Source organism: Trichlorobacter lovleyi (genome assembly GCF_015239775.1).
GTDB classification, from domain to species: Bacteria; Desulfobacterota; Desulfuromonadia; order Geobacterales; family Pseudopelobacteraceae; genus Trichlorobacter; species Trichlorobacter lovleyi_B.
In genome coordinates this window covers 1,678,488-1,703,932 of the sequence record NZ_CP058409.1, presented here as the reverse complement: position 1 = coordinate 1,703,932, position 25,445 = coordinate 1,678,488, and the positions used below count along the sequence as shown (strand labels likewise).

The window sequence follows — 25,445 nt, the reverse complement described above, 5'->3', positions numbered from 1 at the left end:
CAAGATTCAGCCTCAACCAGAGGGGATATCGAACAAAGCATGCCTTTCAATGCCGATCTACATACTCTTGGGGCTCTAGCACTTCCAGACGGTTCAAGCCATTTCCGGGTTTGGGCCCCACGGGCACACCAGATTACCCTGGAACTTCCTGACCAAAACAGGGAACCTGTTCCCCTGACCACGGATTCAGATGGCTACTTTGGCGTAACAGTGGCCAGCGTGCAAGCTGGCGAACGCTACTGGTACCTTTTGGATGGCAGCATCAGACGGCCTGATCCGGCCTCACAATCCCAGCCGGATGGTGTGCACGGCCCTTCCCAGGTGGTTGACCATCAGCAGTTTTCCTGGCGTGATCAGGCCTGGACCGGTGTACCGCTGGAGCAGTACATCATCTATGAACTGCATGTCGGTACCTTTACCGGAGAAGGAACCTTCGACGGCGTTATCTCACGGCTCGATTACCTGCTTGAACTCGGCATAACCGCCGTTGAGCTGATGCCGGTGGCCCAGTTTCCCGGAGAACGCAACTGGGGCTACGACGGCGTCTACCCCTTTGCCCCCCAGAACAGCTATGGCGGTCCGGAAGGCCTGAAGCGGCTGGTTGATGCCTGTCACGACAAAGGTCTGGCTGTCATCCTTGATGTGGTCTACAACCATCTGGGACCTGAAGGAAACTACCTGCACGGCTTTGGCCCCTACTTCACCGACCGCTACCGTACTCCTTGGGGTGATGCCGTCAATTTTGACGGCCCTGACAGCGATCCGGTCCGTCATTACTTCATCTCCAATGCACTTCACTGGATAACCAATTACCATATTGACGCCCTGCGGCTTGATGCCATCCATGGCATCTACGACTTCAGTGCCCTGCATATCCTGCAGGAACTGACCGAGGCGGTCCATTGCCGGGCTGCCGGATTGGGACGTCAGGTTCACGTGATCGCAGAAAGCGACCTGAATGATCTGCGGGTGATTAAGCCTGCAGAATCGGGGGGCTATGGCCTGGATGCCCAGTGGAGCGATGATTTTCACCATAGCCTGCGGGCCCTCCTGACCGGTGAACGGGCAGGCTATTACCAGGATTTCGGCTGTTTTGAGGATCTGGTCAAAGCGTTTACCGAAGGATTTGTCCTCTCCGGGCAGTACTCCGCCTTTCGAAGGCGGCGGCATGGCAGTCCGCCGGCCCAGATTCCATCCCGGCAACTGGTGGTGTTTTCCCAGAATCATGACCAGGTGGGAAACCGGATGCGTGGTGAGCGTCTGGGCGAACATCTCTCAACGCAGCAACTGCTGCTGGCCGCTGCAACCGTACTGCTTTCGCCCTATCTGCCACTGCTCTTCATGGGGGAGGAATACGCAGAAACAGCGCCCTTTCCGTACTTTGTCAGTCATGGCGATGCCGATCTGGTTGAGGCGGTCAGAAAGGGCCGCCAAGAGGAGTTTGCCGCCTTTGGGTCTGACGGGACACCACCGGACCCGCAGGCAGAGGAGACCTTTCTTGCTGCCAAGCTGGATCAGGAACAGCGCCATAGCGGCCCACACCGTACCATTTTTGATTTTTACCGGAGGCTGATCCGGCTTCGCAAGGAATTCGGCCCGTTTGCAAGCATCAACAAGGAAAATCTGCAGGTGATCGCCGATCCGGAAGAACAGTTGCTTACCGTTATCAGAAACACCGGCAAAAGCCAGCTGTTCTTCCTCTGCAACTTCAGCAGTCAAAGCCGTACCATCCCCCCCTCACTGGTTAACGGCACCTTTCGTATCCTGCTTGACTCTGAATCCGGCTTGTCACGAGACACTCATGTGACGGTGTTTGCCACCCGTCCCGCTACATTCTTAACCCTTGCCCCGTTCTGCGTCGGCATGTACCAGAAGGAATGACAAAAAATGGAGCGATTTCTCTGCATACATGGCCACTTTTACCAACCGCCCCGGGAAAACCCCTGGCTTGAAGCGGTTGAGATACAGGATTCTGCCTATCCGTACCATGACTGGAATGAGCGGATCACCGCCGAATGTTACGCCCCTAACACCGCATCCCGGCAACTGGACGGTGAAGGGCGGATCATGGGGATTATCAGCAACTACGCCAGGATCAGCTTCAATTTCGGTCCCACCCTGCTTTCCTGGATGGAACGGCATGTCCCCGAAACCTATCAGGCAATCCTGTCCGCCGACCGGTTGAGCCGGCAGTGGCGCTCAGGGCATGGGGCTGCTCTGGCCCAGGTGTATAACCACATCATTATGCCTCTGGCCAGCCTGAGGGATAAACAGACCCAGGTCCAGTGGGGTATCAGGGATTTTGAACACCGCTTTCAACGTTTCCCCGAAGGGATGTGGCTGGCTGAGACCGCCGTTGATACCGAAACCCTGGAGGTGCTGGCTGAAGCAGGTATCCGTTTTACCATCCTTGCTCCACACCAGGCAAAACAGGTGCGCAAACTCAACTGCGGCAGCTGGCAGGAGGTCTCCGGCTCCCGGATTGACCCTTCACGGGCCTATCTCTGCCGGCTTCCCTCCGGACGCAGCATAACCCTCTTTTTTTACGATGGACCGATTTCCCAGGCGGTTGCCTTTGAAAAACTGCTGAACAGCGGCGAACAGTTTTTTACCCGCCTGGCATCCGGTTTTACGGGGTATCGCAAGCATCCACAGCTTGTGCATATCGCGACCGATGGAGAAAGCTACGGTCATCACCACCGGTTTGGTGAGATGGCGCTGGGGCATGCGCTGAGTCAGGCCGAAAAGAACGGCATACGCCTTACCAACTATGGCGAGTTTTTGAAACTGCATCCCCCGACACATGAAGTGCAGATTATCGAAAACAGCTCCTGGAGTTGCCTGCACGGTGTTGAACGCTGGAGAAGCGACTGCGGGTGCAACTCCGGTGGCAACGGCAGCTGGAACCAGCAATGGCGCCGGCCACTGCGGGACTCGCTGGACTGGCTCAACAGGCAGCTTGAGACCTGCTATCTTGAGGGGGTTGGCGAATACCTGAAAGACCCCTGGGAGGCACGCCATGACTATATCAATGTCATACTTGACCGTTCTGAAGACAACGTAGCCGCCTATCTGCTCAAACACTCACAGCGCCCGCTGGATGGAGACACAACGGCTGCTGTGCTCTGCCATCTGGAAATGCAGCGCCATACCTTGCTGATGTACACCAGTTGCGGCTGGTTTTTCGATGAACTGTCCGGCATTGAAACGGTCCAGATCATCCAGTATGCCGCCAGGGCTATCCAGTTGGCGGAGAAATACAGCAACCGTCCTGTTGAGCAAGGTTTTCTGAAGCGTCTGGCCCTGGCTGCAAGCAATATCCCCGGACAGGGCAACGGGGCTGACATCTATACCAGGGCCGCAAAACCGGCCATGATCGACCTGATCAAGGTGTGTGCGCATTATGCCGTCAGTTCGATCTTTGAAGAGTATGGCGATGAAACCCAAATCTTCAGCTACCGGGTCTTCAGGGAAGATTTCCAAAAGGTGCAGTCCGGCCAGATGATGCTGACGGTGGGCAGGGTGTTCATTCAATCGTCCATAACCCGCAAGTCAGACCGGATAAGCTTCTGCACGCTCCACTTCGGCGGCCATGCCGTAAACTGCGGCGTGCGCTCATTTCAGGGTGAAGAGGCCTATCTGACCATGCAGCAGGAGGTGACAGCCGCCTTTCATCAGGCTGATTTTGCCGCCATCGTCCGGTTGATGGACTACCATTTCGGCATGCACACCTACTCCCTGAAAAACCTCTTCAGAGACGAGCAGCGTCATATTCTGCAGCTGATTATTGCCGGTACACTCCAGGAGTTTGAGGACAAATTCACCTCCCTCTATGAAACCAGCAGAGGTCTGATGGTATTTTTGAGGGAAGCCGGTATGCCGGTGCCCCATCGCTTTATGGCCACTGCCGAAACCTCCCTGAATCTGCAACTGCAAAGCACCTTTTCTTCTGACACGGTTGATATCAACAGACTGAAAGAGGTGATCAACGAGATCAACAGCTGGCATGTCAATGTGGACACGGTTGCCCTTGAATTTATCATCAGGCGCAGACTGGAAACCGTCATGGCGGCACTGGTGGCTGAGCCGGAACATGAGCAGCATCTGATGGTTCTGCTCAATCTGGTAGAATCAACGGCAGACCTTCCGGTGGCCGTCAACCTCTGGCAGGTCCAGAACATGTACTGGGCCTTGCTGCAGTCCATGATTTCCGGCCTCCAACCGGCAGACGAAGCGACAAATGCCTGGCGTTCCCGGCATGAAGCATTTAAAAACCTGGGACAACGTCTGTATTTCAATCTGCCGGCCATACTGGAAACAGCACAAGGAGCACTATGAACGGCAAAGGGCTCAGAATACCGTCGGCAACCTACCGGCTCCAGTTTAATGCAGGCTTTACATTCAGCGATGCCGCAGAGATCATCCCTTATCTGCACAGCCTCGGCATCAGCGATATCTATGCCTCTCCCTACTTAAAGGCACGGAAAGGGAGTCTGCACGGCTATGACATACTGGACCAGAACAGCCTGAATCCGGAGATAGGCACTGAGCACGACTATGATGCCCTGATAACGGCGCTGCACCAACATGCGATGGGACAGATTGCCGATATTGTGCCGAACCATATGTGCATTGAAGGCCAGGGAAATGACTTCTGGATGGATGTGCTGGAGAATGGCCCCAGTTCAGCCTGTGCCTGTTTCTTTGATATCGACTGGCATCCGATCAAACAGGAACTGGAGAACAGGATACTGGTTCCTATTCTGGGGGACCAATACGGTACCGTGCTTGAAAACGGCGAACTGAAGATTGCCTTTGAGGAAGGAGCCTTTTTTGTCCACTACTATGACCATAAGCTGCCGGTCATTCCCAAAACCTACAGCAAGATCCTGACCATCAATATTGACGCGCTGGAGCAGGAGCTGTCCGGCTCCGCCCCCCAGTTTCAGGAACTGATGAGCATCATCACGGCACTCAAGCATCTGCCCTTTACCACAGAACTTGATCCGGAACGGATCGCAGAGCGTTACCGCGAAAAAGAGGTCATCAAGCGGCGCCTGTTGAATCTCTATCAGAACAGCGGCGCCATCAAGGGGTTCATTGATAACAACCTGAAAATCTTTAACGGCATAAAAAATGACCCCCGCAGCTATGATCTGCTGGATGAACTGCTGCAGGACCAGGTCTATCGCATTTCCCACTGGCGCGTTGCAACAGAGGAGATCAACTACCGCAGATTCTTTGATATCAACTCCCTTGGCGCCATCAAGGTGGAAAATCCGGCTGTTTTTGAGAAGACGCACAACTTCATCTTCAAGCTTGTCGAAACCGGCAAGATTAACGGCCTGCGCATCGACCATGCCGACGGCTTAAGGGACCCGGAGGATTATCTCAAAAGATTGCAAGCCGGCTGTTTTATTCGGATGTACAAAGGTTCCGGTGAAAGCCAGCCGTCCGGGATGGATGAAGAGAGCCAGACTGAAGCAGCCATCCGGGAAAAATATGACCTGATTCTTCAGGCCACCCCTTCCTATAAGCCCTTCTTTATTGTTGGGGAGAAAATCCTCCTCAAATCGGAAAAGCTGCCGGAGGACTGGCCGGTTTTCGGCACCACCGGCTACGATTTTATCAATCAGGTCAACGGACTGTTTGTTGACGGCTCGAACGCCAAGGTCTTTGAATCGATCTACACCCGCTTTATGCAGCACCGGGTTGATTTTCACGCTGCGGTTTATGACAAGAAGAAGCTGGTCATGCAGGTGGCCATGTCCAGTGAAATCAACACACTGGCCCATTACCTGAACAGGATTTCGGAGCAGAACCGCCATACCAGGGACTTTACCCTGAACAGCCTGATCAAATCGATCGTGGAGGTGATCGCCAATTTCCCGGTCTACCGGACCTACACCAATAGTCTTGAGGTCTCGGAGCGGGACCGCCAGTATATTGAAATGACTATTCTGAAAGCCAAGCGCCAGAACCCGGCCATCAGCAGCTCTGTTTTTGATTTTATCCGGGATGTGCTGTTGCTCCGGTTCTCAGATGCCATGACGGATGATCAAAAACAGGCCCGGCTTGATTTTGTGATGCGGTTTCAGCAGATTACCGGTCCGATCATGGCCAAGGGGGTCGAAGACACCGCCTTTTATCTGTACAACCGGCTCATATCGCTTAATGAAGTCGGAGGCAGTCCGGAACGCTTCGGCATCAGCCCTGAGGCATTTCATGGCCAGAACATCGAACGTTGCAAGAACCGGCCATTGGCCATGCTGGCCTCATCGACCCATGACACCAAGCGCAGTGAGGATGTCCGCGCCCGGATTAACGTGCTCTCCGAAATCCCTGAGGTATGGAAGGAGGGGCTTTCCCGCTGGAGCCGTCAGAATCGCAGGGTAAAGATGGTGGTGGATGGCAAACCCGCGCCAAGCCGCAATGAGGAATACCTGCTCTACCAGACCATGATAGGCACCTGGCCCTTCTGTAAGCCGGATGATGAAGAGTTCGGACTGTTCCGTACCAGGATCAAGGAATATATGCTGAAGGCGATGCGGGAGGCCAAGGTACACACGAGCTGGATCAACCCCAACTCATTGCGGGAAGATGCGGTCATGTATTTTATCGATACCATCCTGAAGGATTCACCAAACAACCAGTTTCTGCATGACTTCGGAGCTTTCCAGGCAGTGACGGCTGCAGGCGGTATCGTCAACGCCCTTTCCCAGACCCTACTCAAGATAACATCTCCGGGCATTCCAGATATCTATCAGGGAAATGAGCTGTGGGATTTCAGCCTGGTTGCCCCTGACAACCGACGACCGGTTGATTATACCGCAAGAAAGCGCTATCTGGACGAACTGATCCACCGGGAATCAGCTGCCGGACTGTTGGAAACGGCCCGTGAAGTGGTTGGCAACCGTAGCGATGGACGGATAAAATTGCATCTGACCTGGAAGGCGCTTACCTTTCGCCGGGCAAACCGGGAACTGTTTGAATCCGGAAGATACCTGCCTCTCACGGTTGCAGGCGTCTTCCAAGAGCAGGTCTGTGCCTTTGAACGTTCAATCAACAACCGCTCCATTCTGGTGGTGGTGCCACGCCTCTGTACGCGGCTGATGTCTGATGACAACCGGCTGCCACTGGGGGCGGCGGTATGGCAGGACACCCGTCTGTTGCTGCCGCTTGATACTGAGGCCAGCAGCTATCGCAACATTTTCACCGGAGAGCTGCTGTTGCTCAATCAGCATGAAGGACAATTGAGCCTGAACCTTGCGGATATTTTAGCTGAATTCCCCTGTGCATTATTGGAACGGTTTGACCGTATCTGTGAAATGCCTGAACCAGCGTCGGACTGAGCCGTCCATGGAGCCGCTATGCTGAATAAAAGAGGATGCGGAATCCTGCTGCACCCGACATCGCTCCCCGGACCTGATGCCATCGGTACACTGGGGGCAGATGCGCGACGTTTTATCGACCTGCTCGGCACGATGGGGATGACCTACTGGCAGGTCCTGCCGTTGACCCCTCCGGCCTGCGGCAACTCCCCCTACTCCGCCTTTACCGCCTTTGGCGGCAACCCGCTCTTGATCGACCTGGAACAGCTGGCAGAGGAGGGAGACCTCCCCGCCCCCCTTTGTCATCCAGCCTATCCGAAAGACCGGGTTGATTTCGGGTTGGTCTATCAGATCAAACATGAGCTGCTCTACCAGGCCGGTATGCAGTTCCTGCAGCACGCCCCCCCCCAACGCAAGAGCTGTTTTGATGAGTTCTGCGCCACAGTGCCCTGGCTGCATGACTTCGCGCTCTTCATGGCCCTGAAGCGCCGTTTCAATGGCGTCAGCTGGCATCTCTGGTCACAGGAGGTTGCCTGTCCAGCTCCTGAAACACTGCAATCACTGTCACAGGAACTGGAACAGGAGGTCGCACTCCAGAAATATCTGCAGTGGCAATTCACACGGCAATGGAACCAGCTGCGCAGCTATGCCAACCAGCAGGGTATAGCCGTGATCGGAGATCTTCCGATCTTTGTCGCCTATGATTCAGCCGATGTCTGGAGCCGGCGCGAACTTTTTCTGCTGGACCGGCTTGGCAAACCAACGGTTGTGGCCGGGGTTCCTCCTGATTACTTCAGTGCAACCGGTCAGTTGTGGGGCAATCCGCACTACAACTGGGATCTGATGGCACAGGATGGCTATTCCTGGTGGATAGAGCGTTTCCGGTCGATGTTCAATTTCTTTGATCTGGTCAGGATCGATCACTTCCGTGGATTTGAGGCCAGCTGGCAGATTCCGGCCGGAGAAAAGACCGCGCAACAGGGGGTATGGGTCAAGGGGCCGGGGGAGAAGCTTTTTGATGCCGTACAGGCGGCCCTGGGTAAGCTGCCGATCATTGCCGAAGACCTGGGGGTGATCACGCCGGAGGTACTTGCCTTGCGGGACCGCTATGACTTTCCCGGCATGAAGATCCTGCAGTTCGGTTTTGATGCGGAACAGGATGACCGGGACCTCCCCCATAACCATGTCAAAAACGGGGTGGTCTATACCGGCACCCATGACAATGACACCACCAAAGGCTGGTGTCGTACCCGTTCTGCAGCTGAACTGCGTGAGATGGAAGCCTACCTTGGCAGTTCCAGTTCAGGTGGCGACTGCGCTGGCGACCTGATCCGGGCTGCACTGATGTCCGTAGCAGACACCGCCATTCTGCCGCTGCAGGATATTTTGAAACTGGGCAGCGAGGCGCGCATGAATATCCCCGGCACCCCCTTTGATAACTGGGAGTGGCGTTTTTCCTGGGACCAGCTTCCCGATGATCTGGCTGCTGAACTGCATGTCCAGTTGAGACGTTACGGCAGGACAGGATAAGGAGGCCGGCGCAATGCGTCATGACGATTCAACCCTGGAAGACAATCCGTTCTGGTACCGCGATGCGATCATCTATCAGGTGCATATCAAGGCCTTTGCCGATTCCGATGATGACGGCATGGGGGATTTCCGTGGCCTGATCGGCAAACTGGACTATCTGCAGCAACTCGGGATTACGGCAATCTGGCTGCTTCCCTTTTATCCGTCCCCCTTGCGGGATGATGGCTATGACATCGCTGACTACTACAATGTCAACCCCAGTTACAACAGCCTCCGTGAGTTCAGGCAGTTGCTGCGGGCTGCCCACAGCCGCGGTATCAGGCTGATCACCGAGCTGGTCCTGAATCATACCTCTGATCAGCATCCCTGGTTTCAACGGGCCCGCCGTGCAAGCCCGGGATCAGTCCATCGCGACTACTATGTCTGGAGTAACACTTCAGAAAAGTACCATGAAGCCCGTATTATCTTTCAGGATTTTGAAACCTCTAACTGGACCTGGGACCCGGTTGCCAAGGCCTACTACTGGCACCGTTTCTATTCCCACCAACCGGACCTGAATTTTGACAATCCCAAGGTACAGGCAGAGATGCTGCGGGTGATTGACTTCTGGATGCGGATGGGGGTTGACGGCGTCCGGCTGGATGCCGTGCCCTACCTGTTTGAGCGGGAGGGAACCAACTGCGAGAACCTGCCGGAAACCCATGCCTTTTTGAAGAAGTTACGGGCACACCTGGACAGCTCCTTTAAAAACAGGATGCTGCTTTCAGAAGCAAACCAGTGGCCGGAAGATGCTGCCGCCTATTTTGGCGACGGAGATGAAAGCAACATGGCCTTCCATTTCCCGCTGATGCCGCGCATGTTCATGGCGATTGAGATGGAAGACCGCTTTCCGATTGTCGATATCCTGGATCAGACCCCGGCCATACCGGAAGGCTGCCAGTGGGCCACCTTCCTCCGCAATCATGATGAGTTGACCCTGGAGATGGTGACCGACGAAGAGCGGGACTACATGTACCGGGTCTATGCCTCTGACCCCCACGCCCGGATCAATCTCGGCATCCGCCGCCGCCTGGCCCCCCTGATGGGTAAAAACCGCCGCAAGATAGAGTTGATGAACATCCTGCTCTTTTCCATGCCCGGAACACCGATTATCTACTATGGTGATGAGATCGGGATGGGAGACAACTACTTTCTGGGGGACCGTAACGGCGTGCGCACGCCGATGCAGTGGAATCCTGACCGCAATGCCGGTTTTTCCAAGGCCAGCCCCCAGAAACTGTATCTGCCCGTGATCATGGAACCGGAATACCACTTCGAGGCAGTCAATGTCGAGAATCAGGAGCGGAACCCCTCATCCCTGTTGTGGTGGATGCGACGCACCATCGCCATGCGCAAACGCCATAAGGCATTTGGCTGCGGCAGCCTGGAGATGCTCTCGTCTGACAACCCGAAGGTGCTGAACTTCATCCGCAGTCATGAAGAGGAACAACTGCTGGTGGTTGTCAATCTCTCGCGGTTCGCCCAGGCGGTCAGTATCGACCTGTCCCGCTATGCCGGGTTGATCCCTGAAGAGCTGTTCAGCCGCAACCGTTTCCCCATGATCCAGGAGGGCCGTTACCACTTCACCCTGGGGCCTTATGACTACTTCTGGTTTGTGCTGCGCAGCAATGAGGCCCGGACCGAGCCACGCGAGGAAAGCCTGAAACTCAAACTGAGAGAAGGCCGTCCCTGGTGGGATGTACTTACGGGTAAAAGCGGTGAACGCCTCTGCAGTACCGTGATGCCCCACTACCTTGAACGGGTCTTCTGGTTCTGCGGCAAAGGGCGGGTCATCAGCCAGATCAGTGTGCTTGACAGTTGTCCCTTGAAAAAGGATGAACAGCTGTTTTTACTCGTTTTTATCAAGGTGACTTACACCGACTGGGATCCGGAGATTTATCAGATTCCCATGATCTGGCTTTCCAACGAGCGGATGCAGGCCCTGACAGACCGGCATCCGCTGGCAATCATCACAGCCCTCAGTATTGGAAATACAGACGGTGCCTTGACTGATGCCATCTACTTTGAAGAATTCAGGGAACTGCTCTACGGCCTGATGAGTGAACAAACCAAAGTGCATGCCAGCAAAGGCGCCCAGCTGGTTGGCCTGCGCGGCAGCGGCATCACAAGCAGTTCGCCCCCCAGGACAGAGCTGTTTCCCAGCCGGGTGGCGGCTGTTGAGCAGAACAACACCAGTATCCTGTATGGCGACCGGTTGTTGTTCAAGATGTACCGCAGGCTGGAAGAAGGGATTAACCCGGAGCCTGAAATACTTAAATTCCTTGCAGCAAAAAAGAAATTCCGTAATGTACCCACCTACGCCGGAAGGATCGAATACCGTACTGCAAACGGCAAACAATACTCGCTCGGTGTGCTGCAGACCTATATCATCTGTCATGGTGATGCCTGGCGGAATACCCTTACGACCCTTGCCCAGTTTGTAGAGCATCTGCTCGCCAACAGACAGGAACTGCCAAAGCTGCCATCCCCCTTGCCATCTATCCTGGAAGTGACGGAACATGGTATTCCGGATCAATACCGTACCATGGTACATGGATTACACCTGGAGCTGGCCCTGCTGCTTGGCAGACGAACTGCCGAGATGCACCGGGCTCTGGCCTCTGATGCCGGTAAAGACGACTGGAGCATGGAAGAGTTTTCAACCCTGTACCAGCGTTCGGTCTTCCAGTCCATGCGGGGGCTTGTTCGCAGAAACCTGCAGCTCCTTTCGGACAACCTGCAGATCCTGCCGGGTGAAGTACAGCAGCGGGCCAGCCGGATACTGGAGAGCGAAAAAGAGCTCATCGCCTGCCTGCAGAAAATTACCGGGCGGCGGCTTTCCGCCATGAAATGCCGGATTCATGGCGATTTTCACCTGGGACAGGCCCTGTTCACCGGCAAGGACTTCTTTTTCATAGACTTTGAAGGCGAACCGGTGCATTCACTCAGCGAGCGGCGGCTGAAACGCTCACCACTACGGGATATCGCCGGCATGATCCACTCATTCCATTATGCCGCCATGACAACACTGACACACCACGGCGCCAGCCACCCAGAGGATGTCGCCGTGCTGGAACCCTGGCTTGAAGCCTGGTATATCTACGTCAGCGGGTCGTATCTGAAGGCGTATCTGCACACCATGAAAAACTCCCCCCTGATCCCTGCAAACAAGGGGGAGCTTGCGATCATGCTGCGCTGTTTTCTGATCCAGAAGCAGGTCCATGAATTGGGCTATGAACTGCATAATCGCCCTGATATGGTTGATCTGACCCTGCGGGGAATTGAGATGTTACTGCGGGAATGCCGGAATGTGTAATGACCCCCAAAAACTCCAGCCTGCACAAGACTGGCACAATGACAGGAAATTCAAATGAAACAACACTTCGCTGAACAGGCCACACTCTTTGCAAGCGTCATCAAGTGGTCATGCTATGCAACACTGGTTGGCATTCTGGTGGGAGTAGGCACCACCATCTTCCTGCGCACCCTTGCCTGGACCACGACGCAGGTTACCCAGCTTCCCCACTATTACCTGTTGCTGCCACTGGTCATCCTGCTCAGCAGCGCATTAGTAAAATGGTTGGCACCGGATGCTGCCGGTCACGGCACTGAAAAGGTGATTGAGGCGGTTCACAAGCGGATGGGAAAAATCTCCATTGCGGTGATACCGGTCAAGCTGGTGGCCACGGTGATTACCCTGGCCGGTGGCGGTTCAGCAGGCAAGGAAGGGCCGGCAGCCCAGATCGGTGCTGGTCTGGCCTCCACACTGGCTGACCTGTTGCGGGTCGAAGATGTTGATCGCCGCAAGCTGGTAATCTGCGGCATCAGTGCCGGATTTGCCACCGTGTTCGGCACCCCGGTGGCCGGTGCCATCTTTGGCGTGGAAGTGCTGGTATTGGGCCAGATGTTCTATGATGTCCTGTTTCCCTGTTTTGTGGCCGGCATTGTCGGCTATCACGTTGCCCTGACGCTGGGTGGGGTCTACTCCCATGAGATCATGCCGCAGATCCCGGTCTTCAGTGGCTGGAGCCTGTTTGAGATCATCATGCTGGGAGTCTGGTGTGGCCTGGCAGCCCTGCTGTTGATAGAAACCATGAAATTCGGAGAAAAGGCCTTTGAGAAACTTGGCTGGCACTGGTCATTCAAGGCGCTACTGGGCGGTATACTGCTGATAGCCATCGGCAGGTTTGTTTCGCCGGACTATCTGGGGCTTGGCCTTGATACCCTGAGCAAGGGGATGCATGGTGAGGTGATATCAGGCGGAGCCCTGTTCTGGAAAAGTATTGCCACCTCCATTACCCTCAGCAGTGGCGGTAGCGGCGGGGTGGTGACACCGATCTTCTTTGTCGGCACCGCAGCCGGCAACCTTTTCGCACAACTGTTCAGCCCCCAGTACCTTGCTGCCTATTCCGCCATCGGCATGGTGGCATTGCTGGCAGGGGCCGCCAATACGCCGATAGCCGCATCCGTCATGGCAATTGAGCTCTTTGGAAACGGCATTGCCCCTTACGCAGCCCTGGCCTGCATGGTCAGCTACCTGATCGCCGGCTACCGCAGCATCTACCCCAGCCAGGTGCTTGGGAGCCAGAAAAGTTCTTCACTTCAGGCACCAACCGGCAGGGCGATGAATGAGCTTGGCAGTGTGACCTTGAAGACACGTGAGAAATCGTTGATAGGGCTGGTTGACAAGATGAAAAAGCGAAAAAAATAAAAAAGAGGAGGCCGAAGCCTCCCCAATCACATAACATCCATCCCTGTCAGGCTGGATACAACTTAATGGTCGATAGCCTTGGCCATGCCCAGGCCGGTGTTCTGACGGACATAGATTTCGTCCCACATATCTTCAGCCTTCTTGCTGGGGAATGCCAGAGCAGCAAGAATAGCGGCAATGAAGCCCAGCGGAATGGAAACGATGCCGGGGTTCTTGAGCGGGAAGATCGGTTTGGCAAGTCCCAGGAAGGAAGTACCACCACGGTTTTTAGACTCTTCCAGCTTCTTGGCCTCGATGGTCTTGAGGGTCTTCTCCATTGCCTCAGGCTTGACCTTGCCGTCCGTAATCTCCTTCTCAAGCTTGGTGTAGGCCATTTTTGCGGCGTCAGCAACCTTGTCTGGATAGGTCATGTTGGGCGAGATCATCACGATGCCGATGGCGGAAAGGGTACCCACCACCAGACCGGCGCAGACACCGGCGGTGTTGAACTTCTTCCAGAACAGCGACATCACCACAACCGGCAGGTTACCGGAAGCAGCCACGGCAAAGGCCAGGGCCACCAGGTGGGCAACGTTCTGGTTCTCAGCAGCAATACCGATGATAATACCCATGGCACCAACAGCAAATGAAGTTGCACGGGCTGCAAAAACCTGCTCGGACTGGGAGGCATGGCCGTCCTTGATCACGTTGACATAGATGTCGTGGGCGATCGCAGCGGAGGCAGCCAGAACCAGACCGGAAACCACAGCCAGGATGGTGGCAAAGGCAACGGCAGCCAGGAAGGCCAGCAGCAGGTCACCGATAAACGGTGAAATCTCACCGCCCAGGGCTTGTGCCAGCATCATGGCAGCCATGTTGCCGCCCTTACCAACCTTGCTGACGGCTTGCGGGGAGAGGTGCAGAGCAGCACCAAAGCCCAGCAGGGTGGTCAGGATGTAGAAGGAACCGATGATGAACATGGCCACGATAACCGATTTACGGGCAGCCTGTGCGGTGGGAACGGTGAAGAAACGCATCAGGATGTGCGGCATACCGGCAGTACCCAGCACCAGCGCCATACCCAGGGAGATCTGATCCAGCGGGTTGGTCAGGAACAGACCGGGCTCAAGGAAGCGTTGACCGGCATCGGCCGTGGCCGTTCCGGCAGCGGACTCCTTCAGGTAGATCGGCAGCAGCTTGACGTGGTCAATGATGTTCTGGTTGGTGGCGATGTCCTCAAAGAACTGTATCGGGCTGAAGCCTGATTTAATGGAAACCAGGATTGCCAGCACCGTTGCGCCGGTCATCAGCAGGCCGGCCTTGATGATCTGAACCCAGGTGGTGGCGGTCATGCCACCGAACACCACGTAACCAACCATCAGGATACCAACGCCGATGATGGCGGTCTTGTACGGAATCCCCATCAGCAGCATCATCAGTTTACCGGCACCAACCATCTGAGCGGTCAGATAGAAGGTGGTAACCGTAACGGTTGACAAAGCGGCAATCGCGCGGACCGGCTTGGGTGAGGTACGGAAGGAGAGGATATCCCCCAGGGTGTACTTACCGGCGTTCCGGCAGGGCTCGGCAACGATCAGCAGCACGGTGATGTAGGCCACCAGCCAGCCCACCGAGTACATGAAGCCGTCATAACCGTAGAGGGAGATCAGGCCGGAAATACCCAGGAATGAGGCAGCCGACATGTAGTCACCGGCAATCGCCCAACCGTTCTGGGTACCGGTGATACCACCACCGGCAGTATAGAAGTCAGAGGCTGACTTGGTCTGCTTGGCTGACCAGACAACAACCGCCATGGTGGCGCCGATGATAGCCAGGAAGATCGGAATGGTAACCTTGGGGTTGGCCTTCATCTTGGAATAATCGATGCTTGCCTTGGCAGGTGCGGCAGCTTTAGCAGCATCCACAGCCGGCGCAGCGGCAGGTGCGGCAGCCGGAGCAGCAACCGCAGGCTTGGCATCAGGGGAAGCCGGTGCCTTGGCAGGCTCGGCATAGGCGGCGAAGCTCAGGGAGAGGACGCAACCGATAGCAACTAATAATCTCTTCATGGGTTCACCTCCTATTGAAGTTCGTTGACCAGTTCTCTGGTCAGACGGTCGAAGTCCTTGTTGGCAACATGGGCATAGTACATGGCCAGGCCCCAGGACACAAAAAACTGCGACAAAGCGAACAGATAACCAAAGTTGATCCTGCCCAGGATCTGGATCTTGAACAGACCCGGTGCAAAGGCAGCCCCCAGAGGAAGCAGGAAGTAGTAGATCGTTGAGAAGATCCACCAGCCGAAAAGGAAGGCTGTTTTCTTGTGGTGCAGTTCGATAAACTTGGGATTTTTAGCTATCGCCGACCAGTTGTACGTTTGTTCCGCCATGAGTGTTACTCCTTTCTGTAGACATTGTTATTACGTGCCCAAACATCTGCTATCGAATCCTGTGACGTTCCTCCTTTCCGATGAAATGCTTCATCCGGTATCTGTTTCAAACCGCTGCATAGCCATAACGAGTTGAGAGCATCTGTGCATTCTCAAGCATCGAAGGAATTATTTCTTGCTCCAGACGTTCGCCGATGATCCTGAACGATGGCGCAATGAGCGTCAGTGCTCCCAGAACCTTGCCGGCATAATCTTTGACTGCAACTGCGACACTGGTGACATTTTCACCTAACCCCCCAATATCAACAGCGACCCCTTTGTCACGTATGACACGGAGCTCTTCCTGAAAGTGCTCAACATCAATTGCAGGTCTTTTGCGCCCAAGCCTGGCAAGATACCGCTGTAAATAGTCCCGCGGCTCAAACGCCATGATGACCTTGCCGGCAGCGTTGGTAAAAAACGGAAAGCTTTGCCCGATGAGCGGCGTGGCTCTAATGCTCTGCTCCGTATCCACCATATCCAGAAACACAACATCGGTTTCTTTCAGTATGGCCACATAGATCGCTTCGTCATGTTCCTTTTCAAGACTCTGCATAACCGGCTTTGCATACTTCAAGATACTAAGATTATTAATAATCGACTGTGAAAGGCGGATACCGTGCACACCGATCGTGTAGTGTCCGAGCGACTTGTTCTGCTCAACATATCCTCTGTCCATCAAAAGGTTTAACAAACCAAATGTCTTGGCCGGACTTAAACCTATCTGCTGTGCCAAGGCGGCTGAAGTTTGCGGTTCTTCAGACGTGGCAATCAGCTCAAAAAGTCCCAATGCCTTATCAATTGATGAAAGAGAACCATTTCTGGATTCCTTCATAGGATGCCCCCTGTGAACAAACGGCTAATCTATAGCCACGATCAAACATGAGATTCAGACGGAGCTGAGATGTTCGAATCCAAAACCTGACGAGGATGACACACTGCATGACGCAATGCGCCAACGCCATGGATTCAAATCAGATCTGACACGAATGGACTACTAGGCAGACAGGAGTGGTGGAGCTCGTGGGGGGGATTGTTCAGATGCAGGCTTTGATTTGTAAAATTCAGCGATTACAGCAGGAACTACTTCAGGAGTCACTTCACAAGCGGTAGATTGGGAAGGGGGAAACGTTACAACGGCACCATCGGCATGCCGGTTCTTCAGGCATTTCTGGCTAACGGCCTGCTTGACTTTAACACTGTTTTCTGCAACGGCACGAGGACGCTGCTTGGGTTTATGAAAGTCACCCTTGATGTACGGAATACGCATACCAAGAAAGACAAAAAAGAACGTGGCTACAGTGATGATCACTGCAAGTTGACGCCTGTTCCCGATTGTCTTCTTTAAACAATTCATCCCGTATTCCCAATTTTAAATCAGTGTATTTTGAAAAGAGAGAACATCACAAAACATAAAACACTTAAATAACTGATAAAAACACCATTGGAACCAATCTTGCGATTAAAACCGTTCATAAATCTTGCCCTATTTAAAACATTATTTTGAATAATTGCAAGATAAATATTTCAAGGTGTTCGCAACATTCAATAACAGCATGTAATTATTAATATATATGTACCATTCAAATCAAACAGCTTTATTCCAAACGTAACTACCATGCCTCTGATTGGCCACAAAAGATTTTATTCTCAATAAGTTGCATCAGAAACCAACTCCAGGCGCACCGGCATCAGCATTCCCACAAAGACGGCATGATGCAGTCAGCTGCCCAACTATCAGACAAGCTGAACAAGGCTTTTCACCCAAAAACGAGGACACCGGCCCGGGATTACCCAAGACCAAGACAGCTGTTGAGACCTCTAACAGTTTGACAACAATCCCTGGCAATCCTGTTTACGTGGCATTCTGCAGGCTATTTCCCCTTCAGCAAAACAAGACTGTTGATTCCGGTACTGATCATCATGGTATAACGTCAGCATGATCGCTCCCCTCCCCGAACCGGCATCCGTGCCATTACTGCGGCTTGAGCAGATAGCAACGGTCAGAAAAGGACCGCAGGGCCGGACCATACCGTTTCTGACCGGCATCAGCTGGTCATGTCAGGCCGGTGAACTGACGGCGCTGATCGGACCGTCGGGGGGCGGTAAAAGCTCTTTGATCCGGTTGATCAACCGGCTGGAAGAGCCGCAACAGGGACGTATCATGCTGGCCGGGACGGATATCAACGAGATCCCCCCTCCTCTGCTGCGGCGCCGGGTCGGGATGATGCTGCAAAAGGCCCATATGTTTCAGGGCAGCGTGCTCGACAACCTGCAGCAGCCGTTCCGGTATCGCAAAACGGCGTTGCCCGGGGCAGATGACCCGCACCTGCTGCAGTGCCTCAGCCTGGCCCGCCTTTCACCCGACTACCTGCAACGGGATGCCCGTACCCTTTCCGGCGGCGAACAACAGCGGGTCAACCTGGCCCGGGCCTTGATCAACCGGCCGGAGGTGCTGCTGCTGGATGAACCGACCAGTGCCCTTGACCGCCCCACCACCGACAGCCTGGGCCAGACCCTGCTGGAAATCTGCCGTTCCGAGAGGCTGGCCGTAATCATGGTCACCCACGACCTGCGGCTCTCCCGCAGGATCAGCGACCAGACCATCTATCTTGAAGCCGGACGGATTGTGGAGTCGGGCAGAACGGCAGAGTTGTTCAGTTCCCCACAGAGCAAGGCCCTGCAAGGGTTCCTTGCAGAACCGGCAGAGGAGCCGTAAGCGGTGGGAAAAAACTCCCTGATACATCTTGACCTGCTGCAACTGATCTATGCCTACGCCCTGATCCTGCTCTCGGTCAGCCTGGCCCGTTTCAAGCAGATCGGCCAGGAGCGCCAGATGCTCTGGGCCTCGCTGCGGATGGTGGTGCAGCTGCTGGCAGTGGGCTACCTGTTGCAACTGGTCTTTACCGTCCGTTCGCCGCTGCTGGTGATCCTGATCCTGTTGAGCATGACCGGTTTCTCACTCCAGGTGATCGGTTCCCGTATCAGGCAGCATATGCCCCATTTTTACCGGATCATGGGCAGCTCAATTATAATCGGCTGCGGCGGGGTCACCTTTTACTTCTGCCTGCTGGTGGTGGGCTATTCTCCCTGGTATGACCCGCGCTATCTGATCCCCCTGGCCGGTATGATTATCGGTAACTCCATGAACGGTGCCAGTCTGGCAGCGGAACGGCTGACTGCCGAGATGCGGGAACGCCATGATGAGCTGGAGACCGCACTCTGCCTTGGCGCAACCGCCCGTCAGGCGGCGGAACCGGCCCTGCGCACCGCCTACCGGGCCGCCCTGATCCCCACCATGAACACCATGGCCGCCACCGGCATTGTGGCCCTGCCCGGCATGATGACCGGCCAGATCCTCTCAGGCACCGAACCGCTGCTGGCAGTGCGTTACCAGATCGCCATCATGTGCGCCATCACTGCCGCAGTTGCCATTACCGCCTTCCTGATCCTGCTGCAGGGCTACCGCAGTTATTTCACTCCTGCTGACCAGTTGCGACAGCAGGCCCCCCTGCCATGAGCAGCTTTTTCACGGCCTGTCAGCCTGGCAGACGTGCCAGAAAAGCGTCAGTTGTCTTTTTCAAAGCACCTTGCTATATCGTCTTCACAATTCTTCACAATTGCATCACAGCATATTCACGCCAGGCTGTTATACAGCCCCACCATCACCAACAGACAGATTGAAAGGAACTCCCCCCGATGTCACTGGTCATAGCGGAACAGGTGCGTAAGCTCTATCGCAGCGGAGAAACAGAAGTTGAGGCGTTACAAGGGATCAGTTTCAGGATTGACGCCGGATCGTTTGTCTCCTTTGTCGGCCCTTCCGGCAGCGGCAAGACCACCCTGCTGAACCTGATCGGCTGCCTTGATGCCCCCACCGCAGGGAAGCTGATGGTTGCCGATACGGATGTAGCAACTCTGGACCGTACCAGCGGCGCTGCCTTCAGGGGCAGTGAGATCGGCTTTATCTTTCAGGATTTCAACCTGTTACCGGTCTTGTCAGTCTATGAAAACATTGAATATCCGCTTTTGATGATCCAGCGGACCGCAGAGGCAGAGCGCCGCAAGCGGGTCATGACAGTTCTGGAAGCAGTTGGGATGGCCGACCAGGCACTCAAACGCCCGGACCAGATTTCCGGTGGACAGAAACAGCGGGTAGCCGTGGCGCGCGCCCTGGTAACCAATCCCAAGCTGGTGCTGGCAGATGAACCGACCGCCAATCTTGACCATGCCACCGCCTTTATGGTGATTAATCTGATGAAGCAGATGCGTGACCAGTTTGGCACCACCTTTGTCTTTTCCACCCATGACCCCCGCATTGTTGGTGTGGCTGAGGTCATCCACCACCTGGAGGATGGCCTGCTGAAGGAAACCGAGCAGAAGGGGGACCGCAACCATGCCTAGTGTCTTCAAGATTGCACTGCGCAACCTGTTGCGCTACAAGCGCCGCACCGCCCTGACCGCCACCCTGGTGACCCTGGGGGTGATCTTTGTACTGGTTTTCACCTCAATTGCCGGTTCATTCAAACAGATGATGATCAGCCAGATCACCGATTCCATGCTGGGGCATCTGCAGATCCACCGCAAAGGCTATGTGGCAGCCATTGAAAGCCTGCCGCTCAACATGAACATGAAACAGGCCGGTTTTGAAAAACTGGAGAAACTGCTCAAACAGGAGCAAGGGATTGCCGCCTATTCCCCCCGGATCAAGTTCGGCGGCATGTTCAGCAACTTCATGGAAACCACCAATATCCGCCTGAACGGTGTTGATCCCGCAAAGGAATTTGCTACGGTGCCACTGCTGCCGGACCGGATCATCAGCGGAGAAAAATCGCTCAAAAAGGGGGAAATCCTGGTGCCGGAGCTACTGGCCCGCGGCATGAACGTCAAGGTTGGCGATACCGTGGTGATTGTGGCCACCAACCAGAACGGCTCGGTCAACGGCAAACAGTTCCGGATCAGCGGCATCCTGGAGAGCGCCACCGGCCCGGGCGGTCGCGACGGCTATGTTCACTTTGACGATGCCCAGGAACTGCTGCGCATGGAACAGCCTGAGATCAGTGAAGTAGCAGTCCGGCTGAAGAAGTTCAGCGCACTGAACAGGGTTGCAAAGAACTTGCGCCGGGTGGTGGAGGCGGAACAGAACCCGATGGGCAAACCGCTGTTTGAGCTGCACAGTTGGGAAGACCTTTCCCCCTTTGCCAAGGTTGCCAAGATGCTGAACCTGATGACCGTCTTCATCAAGGTGATGCTGATTGCGATCGTACTGGTCAGCATCATGAATGTCATGATCATGGCGGTCTTTGAGCGGATTCGCGAAATCGGCACCATTGCCGCCATCGGCACCCCCCCTGCAACCATCCGCTCCCTGTTCCTGGTGGAAGGTCTCTGTCTGGGGCTGTTCGGCGCAGTACTGGGAAATCTGATCGGCATCATCATCATCGGGATCGTCAATCTGTCACAGATCACCTTCTCCTTTGGACAGCAGACCGGATTGATCCTGAAGGCCTCCATTGCGCCGGCCGATATCCTGATGGTCTCGGTCATTGTCGTGATTGTTTCGGTGCTGGCAACCCTGCAGCCGGCCATTAAGGCCTCAAAGATGGAACCAATCGACGCACTGCGTCATGTATAGGAGCCAGCCATGCGTTTTATTGCCTTTTTCATCATTGCCCTGTTATCAGCCCTGCCAGCTTTCGCACTGGACGGTCAGCAGCTCCTGAAACAGATCGATCGCAACCTGAATCCGGAAAGTTACGAATCGTACCGTAAGCTGATCAACATAGAACCAGATGGGACTCGTAAAGAGTTTACGCTCTATACCATCAAAAAAGGGACTGACAAGGTGGCCTCGCTGTTTCTGGCCCCTGCCAGCGACAAAGGCCGCAGCACCCTGCGACTGGGTGACAATCTCTGGCTGAACATCCCCAATGTGGGCAAGCCGGTGCGGATCACCTCATTGCAGTCGGTGGTGGGCGGCGTATTCAACAACGCCGATATCCTGCAGCTTGATTACGATGCCGAATACCGGGTGGAAAAAGTGGAGGATAAAGGTGAGGACTACCTGCTGCACCTGAAGGCCAAAAATAAAAGCGTGGCCTATGACCGGGTGCGGATTCTCGCCGACAAGGCCAGAAAGCTGCCATCACGGATTGAATGCCTGACCGAGGCCGGCATGCTGATCAAGACACTCTATTTCAAGGATATCAAGAATTTTGGCGGCATCAACCGTCCTGCCACTGTGGAAACCGATTCCCCGCTCTACAAGGGGTACAAATCGGTCATGCTGTATGCCAAACTGAAAAAGCGCAGTTTCAGGGACGAGGTATTCACCCTGAATGCCATGACCTCCCTGGACTCACTGCGATAGATGCTGCGCCTATTCATCATAGCCGTTCTACTCACCTTTGCTGCTCCGCTGCTGGCTGCAGAGTTCAGCTTTGATGATGCTGAAGTTGAAAAGAAGATCTGGCACCTGGGTGGCTATGTCGAGGCCCGTCCCGGACTGAATCTGCTGGACCGTGACGCAGCCCAGACCAGACTGCGCTATTATGGCAGGCATGTTGACGACAATCTGCCTGATTTTAACGGCAAGCTGTTGCTGGAAGGCAGCCTGGAGAAAGACTGGGCCAAGTTGTTCCTGCAACCAAGCCTGGATTATACCGCCACCCGTCTGAACAGCTATCTGAGGCTGACCTGGTATGAGGCATGGCTACAGGCCAAACCCGATGACTCCTTCAGATTTTTGCTGGGCAAGCGTTCGCTGCGCTGGGGCAAGGGCTACGCCTGGAACCCGGTGGCCTTTTTTGACCGGCCCAAAAACCCGGATGACCCGGAACTGTCCCTGGAAGGGTATTGGCTGGCAACGGCGGATTTTATCCAGAGCTTTGACGGACCGCTCAAAACATTGGCAGTCACCCCGTTGTTGCTGCCGCAGGACCATGACTTGAACCGGGATTTCGGAAACGGTGACCAGATCAACTGGGGCGGCAAGCTGTACTTTTTGTTGTATGACACCGATATCGACCTGATCATGATGGGACGGGGCAGCCGCAATGCCGGCTACGGCCTTGATTTTTCCCGCAATCTGACCACAAACTTTGAACTGCATGGTGAACTGGCCTGGCTCGTCAACAGCACCAGGCCGGTCGTCACCTCAAACGGACAACCGTCGTTGACCCGTGGCGACAGCATCAGCTGGCTCTTGGGGCTGCGGTACCTGACAGAACAGGACACCACCTGGATTGCCGAATACTATCGCAATGGTAACGGCTATTACAGCAATGAGATGAATACCTATTTCCAGCAGGTTGAGCGGGCTTGGGCAACCTGGCAGCAGAACGGCAATGCCGCCCAGTTGCAGCGGCTGGGACAGGCTCAAAGCTATGGCCGGACAGCTGCGATGCGTGACTACCTGTATATCAGGGTCAGCCAGAAAGAACCGTTTGATATTCTCTACTTCACTCCGGCCCTTACCACGATTGCCAACCTGCAGGATGCGAGCTTTTCTGTAACGCCGGAGCTGCTCTACACCGGCATTACCAACCTTGAACTGCGCCTGAAAGGGACTGCGGTACTCGGAGCCCCCAGAAGCGAATACGGCGAAAAACAGAATGATGCCCGGATTGAACTGCGGGTGCGCTACTTTTTCTAATCAGAACAAACACCAACCGGGAAAGGATTTGCCATGTCCAAGCGTATTGTTTTTTTGTTGTTTATGATTGTTGTTGCTACTGCCCTGCCGGCCTTTGCCGGCTCTGTTGAGGAGGAGATTACTGCCCTGGACAGTCAATGGGGTGAGGCGGCCGGAAAGGGTGATGTTGCCACCCTGAACAGGCTGCTGGCTGACAACCTCTATCATGTCCACGCCACCGGCCGGATTGAAGGCAAAAGCGAGTACATCGACTCTTTGGAGAGCGGTCTGCGCAGGCATGACCCGATCACGCCGATGAAGGTACAGGTACGGGTCTACGGAGACACGGCTGTCAGCACCGGTAAATTCAGGATGGTGGCCTACCGTAAGGGGATGGAGAAACCGATGGTCAACCAGGTCAACCTCTACACCCATGTCTGGACCAGGACCAAAGAGGGCTGGAAGCTGACCGTACACCAGGCAACCGCCGATAGCGCTGCAATGCCGATGAACGGCCAGATGAAACCGGGTATGGTGCCGGGACACCAGCACTAGAAAATCAAAAGGCCGCTTCCTCATCGGAAGCGGCCAGATCAAACAACCATATCAGCTGGTTAAACTACCAGTTCTCACCCAGTAGTTCAAAGTGTGCCTTCGGGTGGGCACAGGCCGGGCACAACTCCGGGGCGGACTTGTTGCTGTGCAGATAACCGCAGTTACGGCAGCGCCAGACCACGATCTCTTCCCGTTGGAAGACCCGGCCAGCCTCAATGTTTGCCAACAGATCGCGGTAGCGCTTTTCGTGCTGCTTCTCAGCTACCGAGATTGCATTCCAGACGGCTGAAATATCGGCAAACCCCTCTTCCTTGGCAACCGCGGCAAAGGCCGGATACAGTTCAGTATGTTCTTCATGCTCACCATTGGCGGCTGCCAGCAGATTCTCGGCAGTGGTACCGATCACACCGGCCGGGAAACAGGCGGTAATCTCCACCATGCCCCCCTCCAGAAACTTGAAAAAGCGCTTGGCATGTTCCTTTTCCTGGTTGGCGGTCTCTTCAAAGATGTCAGCGATCTGCACGTACCCCTCTTTTTTGGCAGCGGAAGAAAAGTAGGTGTAGCGCATACGGGCCTGGCTTTCACCGGCAAATGACTTCAACAGGTTCTGTTCGGTCTTGGTACCTTTGACTGATTTGGACATCGACACGTTCTCCTCTCTTTGGATTCTATCAGGTTCAAGCTCAAGGATGATCTCACGGCGGCGAGGCATTCGGCGACCCGGACGTACAGGGTAATACGTCAAGGAGACGAAGGCAGACAACCAGGAGAGCAGCCTGAAACAGAGCTAAATCATAACAAAATGATCAGGGCAATGCCACCGCCAATAACCCCCAGATTGCTGACCGCGGAAATCCCGTGCAACTTTTTGAACTGCTGTCGTAACGGGTGATCTGCCGGCGTCGTGACAAAGGAAGGAATCTCCTTTTTAATGGCTGCAGCCTTGGGCTCAATCACAAAGGCCTGCAGCGAGGTAACCACCAGCATGGCCACAATAATGACTGACGACGCAAGCCAGTGCTTTCCCCGCGAAAACAGCAGCAGGCCAAGCGCAAGCACTCCGCAGATCAGGCCCCACTTGAAATAGCCGGGGAACAGTACCCCGACAATGTTACCGGCCATATCACGGTCAAAGTTCTTGAACAGGGTGGGCGTCAGGATAAAGGTAAAAAGAGCCGCCCCCCCTACCCAGAAAGCGATCAACAGACGATAGATGATGGAAAGATACGGCACAGAATACCT

19 protein-coding genes are annotated in these 25,445 nt (G+C 54.8%); 13 read left to right on the top strand and 6 right to left on the bottom strand.

The window, feature by feature from the left end:
* Positions 1-39 precede the first annotated feature (39 nt).
* From treZ to FY034_RS07820, 6 genes are read left to right on the top strand one after another with little or no spacing between them, the layout of a single operon-like run.
* Positions 40-1,881: a malto-oligosyltrehalose trehalohydrolase gene (gene treZ / locus FY034_RS07845; protein ID WP_265554969.1), complete on the top strand. Its 1,842-nt coding sequence runs from the start codon at positions 40-42 to the stop codon at positions 1,879-1,881.
* 6 nt (positions 1,882-1,887) lie between these two features.
* The gene (locus FY034_RS07840) at positions 1,888-4,338 is read left to right on the top strand and encodes a DUF3536 domain-containing protein (RefSeq protein WP_265554967.1); all 2,451 of its coding nucleotides are present in this window, start codon (positions 1,888-1,890) and stop codon (positions 4,336-4,338) included.
* Entirely contained in the window at positions 4,335-7,352 is a 3,018-nt protein-coding gene (locus FY034_RS07835) for a malto-oligosyltrehalose synthase (RefSeq protein ID WP_265554966.1), read from the top strand. The genes FY034_RS07840 and FY034_RS07835 overlap by 4 nt, the downstream gene beginning before the upstream one ends.
* 18 nt (positions 7,353-7,370) lie before the next feature.
* Positions 7,371-8,861, top strand: a complete 1,491-nt coding sequence (gene malQ / locus FY034_RS07830; RefSeq protein ID WP_265554965.1) for a 4-alpha-glucanotransferase — start codon at positions 7,371-7,373, stop codon at positions 8,859-8,861.
* Positions 8,862-8,874: 13 nt separating this feature from the next.
* Positions 8,875-12,216, top strand: coding sequence for a maltose alpha-D-glucosyltransferase (treS, locus tag FY034_RS07825; RefSeq protein WP_265554963.1), 3,342 nt, complete (start codon positions 8,875-8,877; stop codon positions 12,214-12,216).
* A gap of 54 nt (positions 12,217-12,270) precedes the next feature.
* Complete coding sequence (locus FY034_RS07820; RefSeq protein WP_265554961.1) at positions 12,271-13,611, top strand: chloride channel protein; 1,341 nt, start codon at positions 12,271-12,273, stop codon at positions 13,609-13,611.
* 62 nt (positions 13,612-13,673) lie between these two features.
* Here FY034_RS07820 and FY034_RS07815 read toward each other — a convergent pair whose 3' ends face one another.
* The 4 genes from FY034_RS07815 to FY034_RS07800 all read right to left on the bottom strand — a co-directional run bounded on the left by FY034_RS07815 (position 13,674) and on the right by FY034_RS07800 (position 17,327).
* Positions 13,674-15,656 (bottom strand): cation acetate symporter, encoded by a 1,983-nt coding sequence (locus FY034_RS07815; RefSeq protein ID WP_265554959.1) that lies wholly within the window; start codon positions 15,654-15,656, stop codon positions 13,674-13,676.
* Positions 15,657-15,667: 11 nt separating this feature from the next.
* On the bottom strand, positions 15,668-15,976 hold the full coding sequence (locus FY034_RS07810) for a DUF485 domain-containing protein (RefSeq protein WP_265554958.1): 309 nt from the start codon (positions 15,974-15,976) through the stop codon (positions 15,668-15,670).
* A 106-nt stretch (positions 15,977-16,082) separates the two neighbouring features.
* Positions 16,083-16,850, bottom strand: coding sequence for an IclR family transcriptional regulator (locus FY034_RS07805; RefSeq protein WP_265554957.1), 768 nt, complete (start codon positions 16,848-16,850; stop codon positions 16,083-16,085).
* 162 nt (positions 16,851-17,012) lie between these two features.
* On the bottom strand, positions 17,013-17,327 hold the full coding sequence (locus tag FY034_RS07800) for a hypothetical protein (RefSeq protein ID WP_265554956.1): 315 nt from the start codon (positions 17,325-17,327) through the stop codon (positions 17,013-17,015).
* 627 nt (positions 17,328-17,954) lie between these two features.
* Between FY034_RS07800 and FY034_RS07795 the strand changes: the two genes are divergently transcribed.
* The 7 genes from FY034_RS07795 to FY034_RS07765 all read left to right on the top strand — a co-directional run bounded on the left by FY034_RS07795 (position 17,955) and on the right by FY034_RS07765 (position 24,203).
* Positions 17,955-18,734 (top strand): ABC transporter ATP-binding protein, encoded by a 780-nt coding sequence (locus tag FY034_RS07795; protein WP_265554954.1) that lies wholly within the window; start codon positions 17,955-17,957, stop codon positions 18,732-18,734.
* A gap of 3 nt (positions 18,735-18,737) precedes the next feature.
* Positions 18,738-19,535 carry an ABC transporter permease gene (locus FY034_RS07790; protein WP_265554953.1) on the top strand — a complete coding sequence of 266 codons (798 nt, stop codon included), beginning with the start codon at positions 18,738-18,740 and terminating at the stop codon, positions 19,533-19,535.
* 179 nt (positions 19,536-19,714) lie between these two features.
* Positions 19,715-20,419, top strand: a complete 705-nt coding sequence (locus tag FY034_RS07785; RefSeq protein WP_265554951.1) for an ABC transporter ATP-binding protein — start codon at positions 19,715-19,717, stop codon at positions 20,417-20,419.
* A complete protein-coding gene (locus FY034_RS07780) occupies positions 20,412-21,650 on the top strand; it encodes an ABC transporter permease (RefSeq protein WP_265554949.1) in 1,239 nt (412 codons plus the stop codon). Before FY034_RS07785 ends, FY034_RS07780 begins: the two co-directional genes overlap by 8 nt.
* A 9-nt stretch (positions 21,651-21,659) precedes the next feature.
* A complete protein-coding gene (locus FY034_RS07775) occupies positions 21,660-22,385 on the top strand; it encodes an outer membrane lipoprotein-sorting protein (protein WP_265554946.1) in 726 nt (241 codons plus the stop codon).
* Positions 22,386-23,669, top strand: a complete 1,284-nt coding sequence (locus FY034_RS07770) for a hypothetical protein (RefSeq protein WP_265554944.1) — start codon at positions 22,386-22,388, stop codon at positions 23,667-23,669.
* Between the two features lie 33 nt (positions 23,670-23,702).
* Complete coding sequence (locus FY034_RS07765) at positions 23,703-24,203, top strand: nuclear transport factor 2 family protein (RefSeq protein ID WP_265554943.1); 501 nt, start codon at positions 23,703-23,705, stop codon at positions 24,201-24,203.
* 64 nt (positions 24,204-24,267) lie between these two features.
* On the opposite strand, the gene rbr is transcribed toward FY034_RS07765, so the two are convergent.
* Both rbr and FY034_RS07755 read right to left on the bottom strand, forming a co-directional pair.
* Positions 24,268-24,846 carry a rubrerythrin gene (gene rbr, locus FY034_RS07760; RefSeq protein ID WP_265554941.1) on the bottom strand — a complete coding sequence of 193 codons (579 nt, stop codon included), beginning with the start codon at positions 24,844-24,846 and terminating at the stop codon, positions 24,268-24,270.
* 149 nt (positions 24,847-24,995) lie between these two features.
* On the bottom strand, positions 24,996-25,436 hold the full coding sequence (locus FY034_RS07755) for a DUF4149 domain-containing protein (RefSeq protein WP_265554939.1): 441 nt from the start codon (positions 25,434-25,436) through the stop codon (positions 24,996-24,998).
* Positions 25,437-25,445 lie beyond the last annotated feature (9 nt).